Source organism: Fusobacterium sp. IOR10 (genome assembly GCF_010367435.1).
Classification (GTDB): Bacteria; Fusobacteriota; Fusobacteriia; order Fusobacteriales; family Fusobacteriaceae; genus Fusobacterium_B.
The window spans coordinates 1-15,002 of sequence record NZ_WJWY01000033.1; the positions used below are offsets into that span (position 1 = coordinate 1).

18 protein-coding genes, 3 tRNA genes, 1 riboswitch and 1 other annotated feature are annotated in these 15,002 nt (G+C 28.2%); of the genes, 13 read left to right on the forward strand and 8 right to left on the reverse strand.

Going from position 1 to position 15,002, the window contains the following annotated elements; genetic code table 11:
* The first annotated feature begins 221 nt into the window (after nt 1-221).
* The 11 genes from tyrS (at nt 222) to rplT (ending at nt 5,944) form a co-directional block, all read left to right on the forward strand.
* Complete coding sequence (tyrS, locus tag GIL12_RS08575) at nt 222-1,442, forward strand: tyrosine--tRNA ligase (protein WP_163470074.1); 1,221 nt, start codon at nt 222-224, stop codon at nt 1,440-1,442.
* A 12-nt stretch (nt 1,443-1,454) separates the two neighbouring features.
* Nucleotides 1,455-1,922: a GNAT family N-acetyltransferase gene (locus GIL12_RS08580; RefSeq protein ID WP_163470075.1), complete on the forward strand. Its 468-nt coding sequence runs from the start codon at nt 1,455-1,457 to the stop codon at nt 1,920-1,922.
* A gap of 48 nt (nt 1,923-1,970) precedes the next feature.
* Complete coding sequence (gene nth, locus GIL12_RS08585) at nt 1,971-2,627, forward strand: endonuclease III (RefSeq protein WP_163470076.1); 657 nt, start codon at nt 1,971-1,973, stop codon at nt 2,625-2,627.
* 54 nt (nt 2,628-2,681) lie between these two features.
* Nucleotides 2,682-3,854, forward strand: coding sequence for a cysteine desulfurase family protein (locus GIL12_RS08590; RefSeq protein ID WP_163470077.1), 1,173 nt, complete (start codon nt 2,682-2,684; stop codon nt 3,852-3,854).
* Nucleotides 3,855-3,864: 10 nt separating this feature from the next.
* Nucleotides 3,865-4,236: a Fe-S cluster assembly scaffold protein NifU gene (gene nifU, locus GIL12_RS08595; protein ID WP_163470078.1), complete on the forward strand. Its 372-nt coding sequence runs from the start codon at nt 3,865-3,867 to the stop codon at nt 4,234-4,236.
* Between the two features lie 86 nt (nt 4,237-4,322).
* Nucleotides 4,323-4,406 (forward strand) — tRNA-Ser (locus tag GIL12_RS08600).
* Between the two features lie 3 nt (nt 4,407-4,409).
* A tRNA-Ser gene (locus tag GIL12_RS08605) sits at nt 4,410-4,501 on the forward strand.
* Nucleotides 4,502-4,537: 36 nt separating this feature from the next.
* Nucleotides 4,538-4,614: transfer RNA gene (locus GIL12_RS08610), tRNA-Arg, on the forward strand.
* 65 nt (nt 4,615-4,679) lie between these two features.
* Nucleotides 4,680-4,795 (forward strand) — a sequence feature (ribosomal protein L20 leader region).
* A gap of 16 nt (nt 4,796-4,811) precedes the next feature.
* The gene (gene infC, locus GIL12_RS08615) at nt 4,812-5,324 is read left to right on the forward strand and encodes a translation initiation factor IF-3 (protein WP_163470079.1); all 513 of its coding nucleotides are present in this window, start codon (nt 4,812-4,814) and stop codon (nt 5,322-5,324) included.
* Nucleotides 5,325-5,354: 30 nt separating this feature from the next.
* On the forward strand, nt 5,355-5,561 hold the full coding sequence (gene rpmI, locus GIL12_RS08620; protein WP_163470080.1) for a 50S ribosomal protein L35: 207 nt from the start codon (nt 5,355-5,357) through the stop codon (nt 5,559-5,561).
* Nucleotides 5,562-5,590: 29 nt separating this feature from the next.
* Nucleotides 5,591-5,944, forward strand: coding sequence for a 50S ribosomal protein L20 (rplT, locus tag GIL12_RS08625; RefSeq protein WP_163470081.1), 354 nt, complete (start codon nt 5,591-5,593; stop codon nt 5,942-5,944).
* Between the two features lie 132 nt (nt 5,945-6,076).
* Here rplT and GIL12_RS08630 read toward each other — a convergent pair whose 3' ends face one another.
* The 8 genes from GIL12_RS08630 to GIL12_RS08665 all read right to left on the reverse strand — a co-directional run bounded on the left by GIL12_RS08630 (nt 6,077) and on the right by GIL12_RS08665 (nt 11,656).
* Entirely contained in the window at nt 6,077-6,451 is a 375-nt protein-coding gene (locus GIL12_RS08630) for a thioesterase family protein (RefSeq protein WP_163470082.1), read from the reverse strand.
* Nucleotides 6,452-6,464: 13 nt separating this feature from the next.
* Entirely contained in the window at nt 6,465-7,985 is a 1,521-nt protein-coding gene (gene gpmI / locus GIL12_RS08635; RefSeq protein WP_163470083.1) for a 2,3-bisphosphoglycerate-independent phosphoglycerate mutase, read from the reverse strand.
* Between the two features lie 23 nt (nt 7,986-8,008).
* Nucleotides 8,009-8,770, reverse strand: a complete 762-nt coding sequence (gene tpiA / locus GIL12_RS08640) for a triose-phosphate isomerase (protein WP_163470084.1) — start codon at nt 8,768-8,770, stop codon at nt 8,009-8,011.
* 117 nt (nt 8,771-8,887) lie between these two features.
* On the reverse strand, nt 8,888-9,544 hold the full coding sequence (locus GIL12_RS08645; protein WP_163470085.1) for a ComF family protein: 657 nt from the start codon (nt 9,542-9,544) through the stop codon (nt 8,888-8,890).
* Entirely contained in the window at nt 9,513-9,734 is a 222-nt protein-coding gene (locus GIL12_RS08650) for a zinc ribbon domain-containing protein (protein WP_163470086.1), read from the reverse strand. The genes GIL12_RS08645 and GIL12_RS08650 overlap by 32 nt, the downstream gene beginning before the upstream one ends.
* Nucleotides 9,718-10,095, reverse strand: coding sequence for a YraN family protein (locus GIL12_RS08655; protein WP_163470087.1), 378 nt, complete (start codon nt 10,093-10,095; stop codon nt 9,718-9,720). Before GIL12_RS08655 ends, GIL12_RS08650 begins: the two co-directional genes overlap by 17 nt.
* Nucleotides 10,096-10,104: 9 nt before the next feature.
* Nucleotides 10,105-10,713 (reverse strand): ribonuclease HII, encoded by a 609-nt coding sequence (locus tag GIL12_RS08660; RefSeq protein WP_239056086.1) that lies wholly within the window; start codon nt 10,711-10,713, stop codon nt 10,105-10,107.
* The gene (locus GIL12_RS08665) at nt 10,706-11,656 is read right to left on the reverse strand and encodes an RluA family pseudouridine synthase (RefSeq protein ID WP_163470089.1); all 951 of its coding nucleotides are present in this window, start codon (nt 11,654-11,656) and stop codon (nt 10,706-10,708) included. The genes GIL12_RS08660 and GIL12_RS08665 overlap by 8 nt, the downstream gene beginning before the upstream one ends.
* Nucleotides 11,657-11,791: 135 nt before the next feature.
* Nucleotides 11,792-11,962, forward strand: a riboswitch (Lysine riboswitch).
* A 116-nt stretch (nt 11,963-12,078) separates the two neighbouring features.
* On the opposite strand from GIL12_RS08665, the gene GIL12_RS08670 reads away from it, so the two are divergent.
* Both GIL12_RS08670 and GIL12_RS08675 read left to right on the forward strand, forming a co-directional pair.
* Complete coding sequence (locus GIL12_RS08670) at nt 12,079-13,548, forward strand: Na+/H+ antiporter NhaC family protein (RefSeq protein WP_163470090.1); 1,470 nt, start codon at nt 12,079-12,081, stop codon at nt 13,546-13,548.
* A 158-nt stretch (nt 13,549-13,706) separates the two neighbouring features.
* Nucleotides 13,707-14,819 (forward strand): D-alanyl-D-alanine carboxypeptidase family protein, encoded by a 1,113-nt coding sequence (locus tag GIL12_RS08675; protein WP_163470091.1) that lies wholly within the window; start codon nt 13,707-13,709, stop codon nt 14,817-14,819.
* Nucleotides 14,820-15,002 lie beyond the last annotated feature (183 nt).

The following is a 15,002-nucleotide window of genomic DNA, read 5'->3' on the forward strand; positions in this document are numbered from 1 at the left end:
TCCTTTCTTTTGGTGTCGCAACTTAATTGTAACGGATTTTTTTATTTGTCTCAATTTTTTTTTGCAAAAAATAAAGGCATTAGTATTTTTACAAATACCAACACCAAATATTATAGACCCAAAATAATAAGGAGATGTTTAGGCATCTCTTTTTTTTCTTTAAAAAAAAAGAAGTTTATGTTAGAATATAAGGCATAGTAAAGAATAGGGGGGAAACATAAATGAATAATGTATATAATGTTTTAAAGGAACGTGGATATTTAAAGCAATTTACAGATGAAGAGAATATAAAAAAATTATTATCAAATAAAAAGGTAACATTTTATATAGGATTTGATCCTACTGCAGATAGTTTACATGTTGGACATTTTATAGCAATGATGTTTATGGCACATATGCAAAAATTTGGGCATAGACCAATTGCTTTAATAGGTGGGGGAACTGCTATGATTGGAGATCCTAGTGGGAGAACTGATATGAGAACAATTATGACTAAAGAGACTATAACTCATAATGTTTCTTGTATAAAAAAACAGATGGAAAAGTTTATTGATTTTTCTGATGGAAAAGCAATCTTAGCAAATAACGCAGATTGGTTGTTAGATTTGAATTACATTGATTTTATAAGGGATATCGGATCATGTTTTTCTGTAAATAAAATGTTAGGAGCTGAATGTTTTAAATCTAGAATGGAAACAGGATTATCATTTTTAGAATTTAATTATATGTTAATGCAAGGATATGACTTTTATGTTTTAAATAAAAAATATAATTGTAAAATGGAGCTTGGTGGAGACGATCAATGGTCTAACATAATAGCTGGAATAAATTTAGTTAGAAAAAAAAGTCAAGAAACAGTTTATGGAATGACTTGTACATTATTAACTAATAGTGAAGGAAAAAAAATGGGAAAAACAGCAAAAGGAGCACTATGGCTTGATCCTGAAAAAACAACACCTTATGAATTTTATCAATATTGGAGAAATATAGATGACAATGATGTTGAAAAATGTCTATCTCTATTAACTTTTATTCCTATGGATGAAGTAAAAAGATTATCTTCATTAAAGGATGCAGAAATAAATAAAGCAAAAGTAATTTTAGCATATGAAATAACAAAAATGATTCATGGAGAGGAAGAAGCTGAAAAAGCAAAATCTGCTGCAGAAGCTTTATTCGGTCAAGGTAAAAACATGGATGATGTACCTAAAATAGAAATTCCAAAGGAAAAGATAGGTTCTTCTTTATTAGATATACTAGCAGAATATGGAGTTATAAAAACTAAAAGTGAAGGAAGAAGATTGATTCAACAAAATGGAATGTCTGTTGACGGTGAAAAAATAAAAGATGTTCATTTTTTATTGGAAGAAAATATTTTTAATGATGGAGAAATATTGGTGAAAATGGGAAAGAAAAGATTTCAAAAGATAATTTTAAAATAAAAGGTGGTATATTTGATTATTTTAAGAGAAACAATAGAAAAGGATATCAGGGATATATATTTAAATATTCACTACAAATACGTTAAAAAATATTTTAATGGAAATGAAAAACAACAATGGGAAGCCCATAAAAATTGGTATAAATTCCTTATAAAATCTGATTACTATGAATTATATACAGTTTTAGATGAGAATGATTCTTTTTTAGGGTATATTAAATTTGAAATTGACGGAGAATGTGCCATTATAAATATATACATTATTGAAAGTATTCGTGGAAAAAAATATGGAGAAAAAATAATTGATCTTAGTTTGGAAAAAATAAAAAATAAAAGATTAGATATCTCTATTATTTTAGCATATATATTAGAAGAAAATTTACTTTCAAAAAAAGCATTTCATAGAGTTGGTTTTACATTTGATTGTGTTGAAAAATATAAAGGTGTGGAACATATGCTTTTTATAAAATGTTTAAATTGATTTATATGGACGGGTTATTCCGTCCTTTTTCTATAATTAGGAGGGGCTATGATTAGTGATAAAAAAAAGAAAGTTAAAATTATTTTATCTGTTTTAGAAAAAAAATTTGGAAATCCTAAATGTGCATTAAATTATAAGACTCCATTTGAACTATTGGTAGCAGTTATCTTATCAGCTCAATGTACAGATAAAAGAGTTAATATTGTTACAAATGATATGTTTAAAGAGATAAATACTCCAGAAGAATTTGCCAATTTAGATTTGAAAATTATAGAAGAAAAAATAAAAAGTACAGGTTTTTATAGGAATAAATCAAAAAATATAAAAAAAACTAGTCAACAAATTTTAAAAGATTATAACGGTCAAGTTCCAAAAGAGATGGAAGAGTTATTAAAGTTAAGTGGTGTAGGAAGAAAAACAGCAAATGTAGTTAGAGGTGAGATTTGGGGGTTAGCTGATGGGGTAACAGTTGATACTCATGTAAAAAGATTAAGTAAATTAATAGGCATAACTGAAGAAGAAACTCCAGAAAAAATAGAAAAAGATTTGATGGAAATAGTTCCACAAAACAAATGGATAGAATTCTCTCATTTGTTAATCCTTCAAGGAAGGGATAAGTGCATAGCAAGAAGACCGAAATGCTTAGAATGTGAAATAAAAAAAGTTTGCAAAAATTTTAATGAAAACATAAAGAATAATTCTTGACAAAAATAGTAAAGAATGGTATAAAATAAGTATTAAAGGTTAGGAGTTGATGAAATGAGAATTTATTTAGATAATAATGCAACTACAAAGTTAGATGAAAAAGTATTTGAAAGTATGATTCCTTATTTTAAAGAAGAATATGGAAATGCATTTAGTCTTCATTTATTTGGAACAGAAACAGGAAAAGCAGTGCGAGAAGCAAGAGAAAAAATAGCAAATATTTTAAGTGTAAAGCCTGAAGAAATAATATTTACAGGATCAGGAACAGAAGCTGACAACTTAGCTATTAGAGGAATTGCTAGAGCATATAAAAATAGAGGAAAACATATAATAGTAAGTTCAATAGAACACCCAGGTGTAAGAAATACATGTAGAGATTTAGAAAAAGAAGGTTTTGAAGTAAGTGAAATAGATGTGGATAAAAATGGAGTTATAGAAATAGAAGAATTAGAAAAAGCTATAAGAGAAGATACTATTTTAATAACTGTTATGCATGCAAATAACGAAAGTGGAGCTATACAACCTATAGAAAAAATAGCAAAAATAGCAAATAAAAATAAAATATTATTTCATGTTGATGCAGTTCAAAGCATGGGGAAAAAAGAAATAAAACCTAAAGAAATAGGGATAGATACATTAGCCTTTACAGCACATAAATTTTATGGTCCTAAAGGAATTGGAGCATTATATATAAGAAATGGAGTTAGAATTGGAAAAGTTATTACTGGAGGGGGACAAGAAAGAAAATTAAGACCAGGAACAACTAATACTCCTCTTATTGTTGGTATGGCCAACGCTTTGGAAGATATATATAATAATAAAGATGAAGAAGAAAGCAGAATCTCTAAACTAAGAGATTATTTTGAAGCTGAAGTATTAAAAAGAATACCAGAAGTGGTAATAAACTCAAAATCAGTAGAAAGATTAGCTGGAACATCAAGTGTGACTTTTAAATATATTGAAGGTGAATCAATATTACTTCGTTTAAGTTTAAAAGGGATAGCTGTAAGTTCAGGGTCAGCTTGTTCGTCTGATGAATTACAAGCTTCACATGTTTTATTAGCTATGGGAATTCCAGTTGAGTTTGCTCATGGGACAATAAGATTTAGTATGGGAAAATATAATACAAAGGAAGAAATCGATTATACATTGGATAATTTGGTTGATATAATAAAAAAATTAAGAGAAATGTCTCCTTTGTGGGATAAAAGTAAAAATAAAATTTAGGGGGAAAACAATGGAATATACAGAAAAAGTAATGGATCATTTTAGTAATCCTAGAAATATGGGAGTAATAAAAGATCCAGATGGATATGGAAAAATAGGAAATGCTTCTTGTGGAGACATAATGGAGATATTTTTGAAAATAGATGATAATATTATTACAGATGTTAAATTCAGAACATTTGGTTGTGCATCTGCCATAGCCTCTTCATCAGTGTCAACAGAAATGGTCTTAGGTAAAACAGTAGATGAAGCTCTAGAGATAACAAATAAAGTTGTTGTAGAAGCTTTAGGAGGCTTACCAGCAGTAAAAATGCATTGTTCAGTTCTTGCTGAGGAAGCAATAAAAGCTGCCATTGAAGATTATATGTCAAAGAAAAAATAAAAAATTACTATAGAGTATTTAATAGAGGGTATTTATAGAAAAGTTTGCTTGACAAGAAATAGAAATTATGGTAATATTACTGGCGTGGAGAGCTATCCTAATTGGTAAGGAATCGGTCTTGAAAACCGACGCCGTAAGGCTTCAGAGTTCGAGTCTCTGGTTCTCCGCCAGATGGTGAAGTGGCAGAGTGGCCGAATGCGCTCCCCTGCTAAGGGAGTGTACCGCTTAAACGGTACCGAGAGTTCAAATCTCTCCTTCACCGCCATAAATTATAGGTAGGTTACTACCTTTTTTTATTTACGTGCTCGTAGCTCAACTGGATAGAGTACTTGACTACGGATCAGGGGGTTGGAGGTTCGACTCCTCTCGAGTACGCCATAATTTTTAATAAAGCCCTTGACTTTATTAATGGAATAAAGTATAATTATCAGGTATTAATAAAACATTTAAAGAAGAAACCCCTGTTTCTCACCTTTGAGCTAGAGCTTAATTGGTTAATTATTAAAATAAATTTATTTTGATTATACAACAGGGTTATGTGCCTTGTTTTTTTTTATAAAGTTTTAAATTAGGAGGTGTCGGCTATTTCTGACAAAATTAGAATCAATGAAAGAATAAGAGGAAAAGAATTTAGAGTTATATCAAATTCAGGAGAACAAATGGGTATAATGACGGCTTCAGAAGCATTAAATGAAGCTAGAGAATTGGATCTTGACTTGGTTGAAATATCACCATCAGCAAAACCACCAGTTTGTAAAATAATGGATTATGGTAAGTACAAATATGAACAAACTAGAAAAGCCAAAGATGCTAAAAAGAAACAAAAAATGGTTATTGTTAAAGAAGTAAAGGTAAGAACAAGAATAGATATTCATGATTTGGAAACAAAGATGAACAATATACAAAAATTTTTAGATAAAGATAATAAAGTAAAAGTGACTTTAGTTCAATTTGGAAGAGAAAGAAGTTATGAGGGAATGGGTATAGCTTTACTTGAACAAATTGCAGAAAAATTTGAAGAATGTGCAGATATAGAAAAAAGGTACAGAGACGCACAAAAGCATTTGCTAATGACATTGAAAAAATAGTATTTAAGTAATTGGGAGGAGGAACATATAATGCCAAAGATGAAAACTCATAGAGGAACAGCGAAAAGAGTAAAAGTAACAGGAACAGGAAAATATGTAGTAAAACACTCAGGAAAAAGTCACATATTAACTAAAAAAACAAGAAAAAGAAAAAATAAAATGAAAAAAGATGGTGTACTTTTAGATGTATATAAAAAGCACATGATTTCTTTATTACCATATGGAGTAGGAAGATAATAGCTAATTTTAATAGATAGGAGGAAAAAATGAGAGTTAAAACTGGTGTAGTAAGAAGAAGAAAACATAAAAAGATTTTAAAAGCTGCTAAAGGATTCAGAGGAGCTTCTGGAGACGTAGTAAAACAAGCTAAACAAGCTGTAATGAGAGCAATGGCTTTTTCAACTAGAGATAGAAAAGTAAGAAGAAGAAAAATGAGACAATTATGGATCATCAGAATAAATGCAGGAGCAAGATTAAATGGAATGACTTATTCTACATTTATGAATGGATTAAAAAGATCTGAAATTGAATTAGATAGAAAAGTTCTAGCAGATATGGCATTAAATAATGCAGAAGGATTTGCTAAATTAGCAGAAGCAGCAAAAGCAGCTTTAGCTTAGTTAAACTAAAAATTTTAGCAGAGCTGGTCTCTGCTTTTTTTTATGTATACAATCAAAAATAAAACTTATATATTTTGATTTATTATAAAAAAGTCCCAGTAGTTATAACTACTGGGACTTTTTTATAAATTATTATTTAAGTTTAGATAAAAATCTCTCTACATCAACAATAAATCTTTCATGGATAGCCTCTCCAATAACAGTGCTATCATGAGTTGCTTTTAATTTAAAAGTAAGTTTTTTACCTTCAACTTTAATTAACTCAGATTCACAAGTAATTTCATCGCCAATTTTATTTGCTTTAAGATGTTTCATGTTCATAGAAATTCCAACTGTAGATTCCCCTTCTTTAAGAAAAGGAGTAACAATATCCAAAGATGTTTTTTCCATAAAAGCAATAAGGAAAGGAGTTCCGTAAACATCTAAAGTTCCAGAAGCTGCTTTTGCAGCAGTTTCATCTGGTGTAACTATTTTTGTGTGACTAAGTTTTAATCCTTCTGTAATCATAAATTCCTCCAAGTTATTTAATTAATATATTTCCAGTCATTTCTTTTGGCACATCTAATCCTAGTATTTTAAGCATAGTAGGTGCTATATCTGCTAATTTTCCATCTGTTAATTTTATATTTTTAGTGTCATTAGCTACATAAATAAATGGAACCAAATTTGTAGTGTGAGCAGTATAAGGAACATGAGTTTCAGGATCTACCATTAATTCGGCATTACCATGATCTGCAGTTATTAAGACAGTACCATCTAATTCTAGTATTTTATCAACTATTTTTTTCATACATTTATCAACAGCAGAAATAGCTTTTTCTGCAGCTTCTAAAATACCTGTGTGTCCAACCATATCAGGATTAGCAAAATTTAAAATAAAAACATCATATTTTTTAGAATCTAAAGCTTCAATAGCTCCTTTAGTTACTTCAAAAGCAGACATTTCTGGTTTCATATCATAAGTTGCAACTTTAGGCGAATGTACTAATTTTCTTTCTTCTCCAGGATATTGATTTTCCTTTCCTCCATTAAAAAAGAAAGTAACATGGGCATATTTTTCAGTTTCAGCTGTTCTGAATTGTTTTAAGCCAGCATTAGAAACAACTTCTCCAAGAGTATTTATTATTTCTGGATCTTTGTAAATTATAGGAGCTTCTATAGTTGAATCATATTGTCTCATACAAAAAACTGTAACTGGTTTAATGGTTCTTTCAAAATGTGTAAACTCTAAATCATTTAAAGCTCTAGTTATTTGTCTTGCTCTATCAGGTCTAAAATTAAAATTTATAAAAATATCATTTTCTTTAATAGTTCCTTCTTTGTCTATTACAGTAGGCTCAAAGAATTCATCAGTTATATTATTTGAATATGAAGATAATATTGCTTCATTAGCTGAATTAAAACTGTTGGCTTTTCCTAAAGTCATAGCGTCATAAGCTTTTTTAGTCCTGTCCCAATTTTTGTCTCTATCCATTGCAAAATATCTTCCTGAAATAGTAGCTATTTTACCTACTCCCAATTCTTTCATTTTATCTTCAAGTAATTGAAGATACTTAACACCAGAAGAAGGGGGAGTATCTCTTCCATCTAAAAATGCATGAACAAACACTTTCTTTAAATCATATTTTTTAGCCATTTCCAGTAATCCGAAAATGTGTTTTATATGAGAATGGACTCCACCATCAGAAACAAGTCCTCCAAAGTGAATACTTACATTTTTTTCTTTAGCTGTGGTAAAAGCTTTTATAAGGCTTTCTTTTTTTAAAAAATCTTCACTAAGAATATCTTTTGAAATTCTAACAAGAGGTTGGTAAATAACTCTTCCAGCTCCTATATTAAGATGTCCAACTTCAGAATTTCCCATTTGTCCAACAGGAAGTCCTACAGCTTCTCCAGAAGCTTCTAATTTTGAATTAGGATAATTTAAAATTAGATTTTCAAATTCTTTAGGATCGGCATTTTTGATAGCATTAACACAAGATGGACAGGCACTAATTCCCCAACCATCTAGAATCATCAACATTAAAGGTTTTTTATTCATTTTTATTCCTTCCCTTTGTTTTATTATAATGCAGCTTTAATAATAGCAGAAAAATCTTTGGCATTTAAAGAAGCTCCTCCAATAAGTCCTCCGTCAATATCTTTTTGAGATAATAATTCTTTAGCATTATTTGGTTTCATAGAACCTCCATATTGGATAGTTATTTCTTTAGAAGTTTCTCCAAACATTTCTTTTAAAACTTCTCTTATTTGTTCATGAGTTTCTTGAGCTATTTCAGGGGTAGCAGTTTTACCAGTTCCAATTGCCCAAATAGGTTCATATGCAACAATTACTTTTTTCATTTCATCAGCTGATAAATTAGCTAGTCCTTCTTTAACTTGTTTAGTAATTACTTCTTTTACTTTTCCAGCTTCTCTATCTTCTAAATGTTCTCCAATACAAAAGATAGGACTCATATTATGAGAAAGTACAGCTTTAATTTTTTCATTTATGAAAGAATTACTTTCTTTAAAATAATCTCTTCTTTCAGAATGACCTAAAATAACATACTCAACTCCAATATCTTTTAGCATTGCTGGGGAAATTTCACCAGTATAAGCTCCACTTTCTTTAGGGTAAACATTTTGAGCAGCTATTTTTATAACAGAATTTTCAACAGTTTTTACAGCGTCAGATAATGCAGTAAAAGGTGTTCCAATAACCACACCTATATTACTAATTCCTTCTATTTCTTTAATTTCTTTCTTTAAGTCATTTAAAATTTGAATAGTTTCATTGTTAGTTTTGTTCATTTTCCAGTTTCCTGCAATAATTGTTTTTCTCATTTAATTCCTCCCTTTAAAATTTATGAATAGTTTATATTTTAGATTTTATCATATTTTTAGTTAAAATTCTAATTAAGAAAATAGCAATAAGTTCATATTTTTTGATTAATAATTAAACTAAATAGAAAAAATATTTTTATAAAAAGAATTAGCTGCAGATATGGAAAAAACAAATACAGAATTAGGAGTTCCTTTTTTGTATATTTCTTTAATAATTTCTTTTACAGTATTGCCTGTTGTTAGAATATCATCTACAATTAATATATTTTTATTTGAAGTATTAAATGGAACATCAAAAGAAGATTTTATATTAAAATGTCTAGCGTAAATGTTTTTAAACTTAGACATAGGATGAGTGTTTTTATTTCTAATAATGTCTCTATAGGGAATGTTTAACAATTCTAGTATAACATTTATTTGATTAAATCCTCTTTCTAATTTTTTTTCTTGGCTTATTGGGACAGGGATAACTAAATCTATATTGTTTTCTGAAATAACTTTATAAATGGATGTTTTAATTAATTCACTTAAAAAATGACTAATATATTTTTTATTATAAAATTTAAAATTTTTAATTAAAATTTTAATATCAGAATCATAATCTAAAACAAAATAAAATTTATTAAATTTTCTTAAATGAATTTTTTTTATAACTTTTTCTTTGCAATTTTCACAGACATAAGAATGGTCACTATCTAATAACTCATTGCAGATGCAGCATCTGTTTGAAAAAATAAATGATTTAACTGTTTCCAGTTTTTTGGGGTTCCACATTTAAAATTTTTTCCTTTGAATTGCTTAATATTTTAGCTGAATAAATTTCAGTATATCCACAGTTAGAACAAATTTTTAAATAGTAAGTTCCTATATCTAATTTTAATTTTGAATTTTTTTTTGGTAAAACAATAGTTTCCACAAAGTAATTGTTATTTCCACATTTAATACATTTAAAGTCCAATTTCATCACCCCATATTATATTTTTTATCCATTTATAAGAATAATTATTTTTCCTATAAAAAATAATTGAGTCGAAACGAATACTGAAATCGAGTAATTTTCTTTCGTATAAAAATTGTCTTGCAGATAAGAATATTTTTCTTTTTTTATGATAATCAATAGATTCTTCACCAAACCCAAATTTATTAGAACTTCTTTGCTTAACTTCTATGAAGATTATTATGTTATCTTTTTTAGCAATTAAATCTATTTCTCCGTATTTAGAATAATAATTTTTACCAATAATAGTATAACCTTTAGAAGTAATAATATTAGAAGCTATTTTTTCAAAATAATAACCTTGTTCTCTTTTATTTTTAAAATTCATTTGATTAGCTTAATCTCCTAAAATTTTTTTTAGGAAGCTTTTTCTGTGGATTGGTAATGGTCCTTTTTCTAATAAAATATTTCTATGCAGTTTTGTTCCATACCCTTTATGTTTTTCAAAAAAATATTCAGGATATAATTTAGAAAACTCCTTCATAATATTATCACGAGATACTTTAGCTATTATAGATGCAGCAGCTATTGAAAGTGACTTAGAATCGCCTTTTACAAGAGGCTCTTGTTTTCCAGAAAATTCTTTAATTAGCCTATTTCCATCCACAAGAACTTTGTCACAAATAATATTGTTTTCTGAAATATCATCTAAAGCTCTATTCATAGCTATAAAAGTAGCATTTAAAATATTATATTTTTCTATTTCTTCCACAGTAGCTATTCCTATTCCAACATGGCAAAAGGTTATTATTTTATCAAAAAGAAGTTCTCTTTTTTTTTCACTTAATTTTTTAGAATCGTTTATATCATCAAAAAATTGGTAATATTTGTTGTCTTTTAGTTGTACAGCAGCAGCGACTACTGGACCAGCTAAAGGACCTCTTCCTGCTTCGTCGACTCCAACGAAAGTTCCCTGTGCTAGGTCAAAAGAATATAGTTTATTCATAGTCATCTCCTAAAATTTCTTTATTATTTAACTTTAGATTTAAAGTTTTTAAGGTTTTTGAGAAATCATCAGGTAATTCTCCAAGAAAAGATAAATTTTCATTTGTAATAGGATGAGTAAATTTTAAAATATAAGCATGTAACATCTGTCTCCCTAATATTTTAGAAGTAGAACCATAGATATCATCACCTAAAATTGGGTGATTTAGAAACTTAAGGTGCGCTCTTATTTGATGAGTTCGTCCAGTTTCGATATTAACTTTAAGTAATGAAAAATTAGAAACTTCATCTATTACTTTAAAATTAGAAATTGCAATTTTTCCATTAGTTTCAACCACAGCCATTCTTTTTCTTTCATGGGGATCCCGACCAATTAAAGTTTCTAATCTAAATGTATTTTCTTTGAAATTCCCTTTACAAATTGCTAAATAAGTTTTATTTATTTTTTTTTCTTTAAACATTTCAACTAATTTTTCATGCACATCATTTACTTTAGCTATAATGATAAGTCCACTAGTATTTTTATCTAATCTATGAACAATACCAGGTCTAATGGGATCACTGTCTATATTTGATAAGGATGAAAAATTATAGAGAATTGCATTTACAAGAGTTCCGCTATAATTATTTAGTGCTGGGTGCACAGTCATATTAGAAGGTTTATTAATGATAGCAAGATAATCATCTTCATAAACAATATTTAATTTAATTTTTTCTGGTTTTATTTCCAAAGATTTTTCCTCAGGAAACTGAACCTCTATTTTTTGTTTAGATTTTAATTTTAAACTACATTTATTAATCAGTTTATTATCAACTTTAACATAATTGTTATTTATTAAAGATTGAATATAATTTCTGCTTTTATTAGGTATATTTTTTTGAATAATAGTGTCAATTCTTTTTTTTTCCAAAGAATCTCCTACTATGAAAATAATTGGTTCCATATTCACTCTCCAATGAAATTATATTATATAAATAATTATAACATTACTTGAAGTAAAAGAGAACTAGAAATAAATAAAACTTGACATTATCAATTGAAAGTGTTAGCATATTTAGGATTAGACAATAAAATAATAAATTCAGGTAGAGGTTGCAAATGACAAAACTATTAACTTGAGCTGAGGAGCTAAGATGGTTAAGAAAGGGGATTTTGCCGAAAGATTAAAGGAGCTATCCGTAAATCTTGGGATTATAAAGAATATTTATAATACTGACATTGGTAATACTAATGTAGAGCTATCAAGTGATTTAAAAAAAATTAGTATAATTATACTTATTTTGTAATTACTCTACCTTTCTTTTTGAAGGGTAGTTTTTTTTTATAAAATTTATTATTTTAATTTAAATATTTAGGGAGGATTGTATGGCACAAGAAAGAAGAGGTTGGTTTATTGAATTATTAAAGCTGTCTCCAGTATTTTTATTGGCAACACTAATGGTTATAGTAGGTTTAGATGTACTAGTAGCAGCTCCAATAGCAACAGTTTATGCAGCTATAGTTGCATTTATAACAGAAAAGTTTACTTTTCAGGAAATAGTAGATAAAGCAGTAGATAATGTTAAAGAAATTCAATTGGTATTTTTTATATTAATGTTAGCTTACGCTATGGCAGAAACTTTTATGGCTTCAGGAGTAGGAGCTTCAATTATAATAATGTCTCTTAATTTTGGATTAACAGCAAAAACAATAGCTGTTACTGGAATAATAGTTACAAGTATTTTATCAGTTGCAATTGGAACATCTTGGGGAACGTTTGCAGCATGTGCACCAGTATTTTTATGGCTAAATCATATAGTTGGTGGAAACATTGTTTTAACAACTGCTGCAATTGCAGGGGGAGCTTGTTTTGGAGATAATATAGGACTTATTTCTGATACAACAGTTGTCAGTTCAGGAATTCAAAAGGTGGAAGTTATTGATAGAATAAAACATCAAGGAGTTTGGTCTCTAAGTTGTTTAATATTGAGTATAATAGCTTTCTATGTAGCTTCAGTAATGATGGGCTTACCAGATACAATTGGAAGCGCAAATGATGCTATTGCTCAGATTCCTCAGGAGGTTTGGACTGCTTTAGCTGAAAAAAGAGAATCTGCAGTAATTTTATTAAATCAAGTAAAACAAGGAGTGCCTTTATACATGATGTTGCCTCTAGTTTTGGTTTTAATTACAGCTATTAAAGGGTTGCCAACTCTTCTATGTTTGTTTTCTGGAATAATATCAGCTTTAATATTTGGATTATTCGCAGGAACTATAACAAGTATTCCAAATTTTTTAAACTTAATGTATACTGGGTTTGAAGGAGCTGGATCTTGGGTAATTGTAATGATGATGTGGGTAGCTGCTTTTGGTGGAATAATGGGAAGTATTAATGCTTTTGAACCATTATCTAGAATAGCTTTAAAGCTTTCTAAAAATGTAAGACAATTAATGTTTTTTAACGGAATATTTTCTATTTTAGGAAACGCTGCTTTATCAGATGAAATGGCTCAAATAGTTACTATAGGACCAATTATTAGAAATCTTGTTGATGAAAATGTTGAAGGGTCTGAAGAAGCTATATATAAATTGAAATTAAGAAATGCAACATTTAGTGATGCTTTGGGAGTCTTTGGGTCTCAATTAATACCTTGGCATGTTTATATTGGATTTTATGTTGGGATAGCATCTGTTGTGTACCCTTTGTATAAGTTTACAGCAATAGATATTATAAAATATAATTTTTTAGCAATGATAGCAGTTGCTTCAATATTGATTCTAACATTAACTGGTTGGGACAGATTTATTCCTCTATTTAGATTGCCTAAAGAACCAGAAGTTAAATTAAAAAAATAATAAATTTCATAGAAGACCTTAATTATATTTAAAATTAAGGTCTTTTTTTTATTGCCAAAATATTTAAAAATTTAACTTCAATTATTTAAGAGGGAGGTTTTCTTTATTTATTAGAAATGTTATAATTGGACCTAGAGATAAATTAGAGGGGGAATAAAGTGAAAATATATTTACTTAATATGTTGTTGATATTTTTTTTGAATTTAAATGTTATAGTGGGAAAAGAAGTAGAGGCAATTGAAAAAGTTGATAGTCCACAGTATAAATCTTATATTTTAGGGGATGAAAATGGGCATGTTTTATTTGGAGAAAATATTGAGAAGAAAAATCCATTAGCATCATTAACAAAAATGATGACACTTTTAGTTACTTTTGATGCGATTAATTCAGGAACCATTTCTAAAACAGATTTAGTTCCTATGGATAAGGAGTCAAATAGCTTAGGAGGAAGTAGAATATGGATAAAAACAGGAACAAAATTAACTGTTGAAGAATTAATAAAAGCAACAGCAATTCATTCGGCTAATAATGCAGCTTATGCTTTAGCTAAATATATAGGTGGGGGAAATGCCGATAATTTTGTAAAAATGATGAATGAAAAATCTAAAGAACTAGGGTTGGACCAAGAAATATCATATTATACTCCTACAGGGTTGCCACCAAGTATGACTGGAAAAAAAATGGATGTAGGAACAGCTGAGGGGATCTATAAACTATCAGAGGAAGCTTTAAAGTATAAAAATTATATAGAAATAGCTTCTCAAAAAAAAGCTGAAATATTAAATGGAAAGATAAAATTTAATAATAGAAATAAGTTATTAGGAAAGGAAGGTATTTATGGAATAAAAACTGGACATCATGATGCAGCTGGTTTCAATATAGCAATAGCTAGTGAAGTAAAGAATCTCAGTATAATTTATGTTGTATTGGGAAGTCCAAATGAGGTTACTAGAGATAAAAAAGTAGAAAATGATATAAGAGAATTCTATACTAAATTTAAATATGAAAGAATTCTAAATAAAGATATTCCAATAGGAGTTTCAAAAATTATTAATGGTGAGGATAGGTTTGTAGAATTGTATCCAGATAAAAATATTGAAAAAATATATAAAAAAGATGGGAAAATAAAATTAATTTTAGAAGTTAATGAAAAGATAAAGGCACCTATAAAAGAAATGGACACATTGGGACATTTTAAATTGTTATTAAATAATAAAATAATAAGTGAAGGGAAAATTATTTCAAAAAATAATATTGGCAAGAGAATATGATTTTCAGACCTTTATGACATTTAAGAGAAAAAAAACAAAATAAATAAGATAAAAATAGTTGACATAAATTGCTGAAAGTGGTATTATACTTCTTGTCCGCAAGAGATGCGAACGAAGGACATTAACAATAGAATAGAGAAATTTAACAAGATAAGCAAGCAAACCTTAAATGGTGTAATAAAG

What these genes read in the sequence shown, in the direction of transcription:
- gpmI (WP_163470083.1), bottom strand. Translation starts at nt 7,985, where the DNA reads ATGAATAAAAAACCTTTAATGTTGATGATTCTAGATGGTTGGGGAATT.
- GIL12_RS08590 (WP_163470077.1), top strand. Translation starts at nt 2,682, where the DNA reads ATGAGAATTTATTTAGATAATAATGCAACTACAAAGTTAGATGAAAAA.
- tpiA (WP_163470084.1), bottom strand. Translation starts at nt 8,770, where the DNA reads ATGAGAAAAACAATTATTGCAGGAAACTGGAAAATGAACAAAACTAAC.
- GIL12_RS08645 (WP_163470085.1), bottom strand. Translation starts at nt 9,544, where the DNA reads ATGTGGAACCCCAAAAAACTGGAAACAGTTAAATCATTTATTTTTTCA.
- rplT (WP_163470081.1), top strand. Translation starts at nt 5,591, where the DNA reads ATGAGAGTTAAAACTGGTGTAGTAAGAAGAAGAAAACATAAAAAGATT.
- GIL12_RS08665 (WP_163470089.1), bottom strand. Translation starts at nt 11,656, where the DNA reads ATGGAACCAATTATTTTCATAGTAGGAGATTCTTTGGAAAAAAAAAGA.
- GIL12_RS08650 (WP_163470086.1), bottom strand. Translation starts at nt 9,734, where the DNA reads ATGAAATTGGACTTTAAATGTATTAAATGTGGAAATAACAATTACTTT.
- nth (WP_163470076.1), top strand. Translation starts at nt 1,971, where the DNA reads ATGATTAGTGATAAAAAAAAGAAAGTTAAAATTATTTTATCTGTTTTA.
- GIL12_RS08660 (WP_239056086.1), bottom strand. Translation starts at nt 10,713, where the DNA reads ATGAATAAACTATATTCTTTTGACCTAGCACAGGGAACTTTCGTTGGA.
- nifU (WP_163470078.1), top strand. Translation starts at nt 3,865, where the DNA reads ATGGAATATACAGAAAAAGTAATGGATCATTTTAGTAATCCTAGAAAT.
- GIL12_RS08670 (WP_163470090.1), top strand. Translation starts at nt 12,079, where the DNA reads ATGGCACAAGAAAGAAGAGGTTGGTTTATTGAATTATTAAAGCTGTCT.
- tyrS (WP_163470074.1), top strand. Translation starts at nt 222, where the DNA reads ATGAATAATGTATATAATGTTTTAAAGGAACGTGGATATTTAAAGCAA.
- GIL12_RS08655 (WP_163470087.1), bottom strand. Translation starts at nt 10,095, where the DNA reads ATGAATTTTAAAAATAAAAGAGAACAAGGTTATTATTTTGAAAAAATA.
- rpmI (WP_163470080.1), top strand. Translation starts at nt 5,355, where the DNA reads ATGCCAAAGATGAAAACTCATAGAGGAACAGCGAAAAGAGTAAAAGTA.
- GIL12_RS08630 (WP_163470082.1), bottom strand. Translation starts at nt 6,451, where the DNA reads ATGATTACAGAAGGATTAAAACTTAGTCACACAAAAATAGTTACACCA.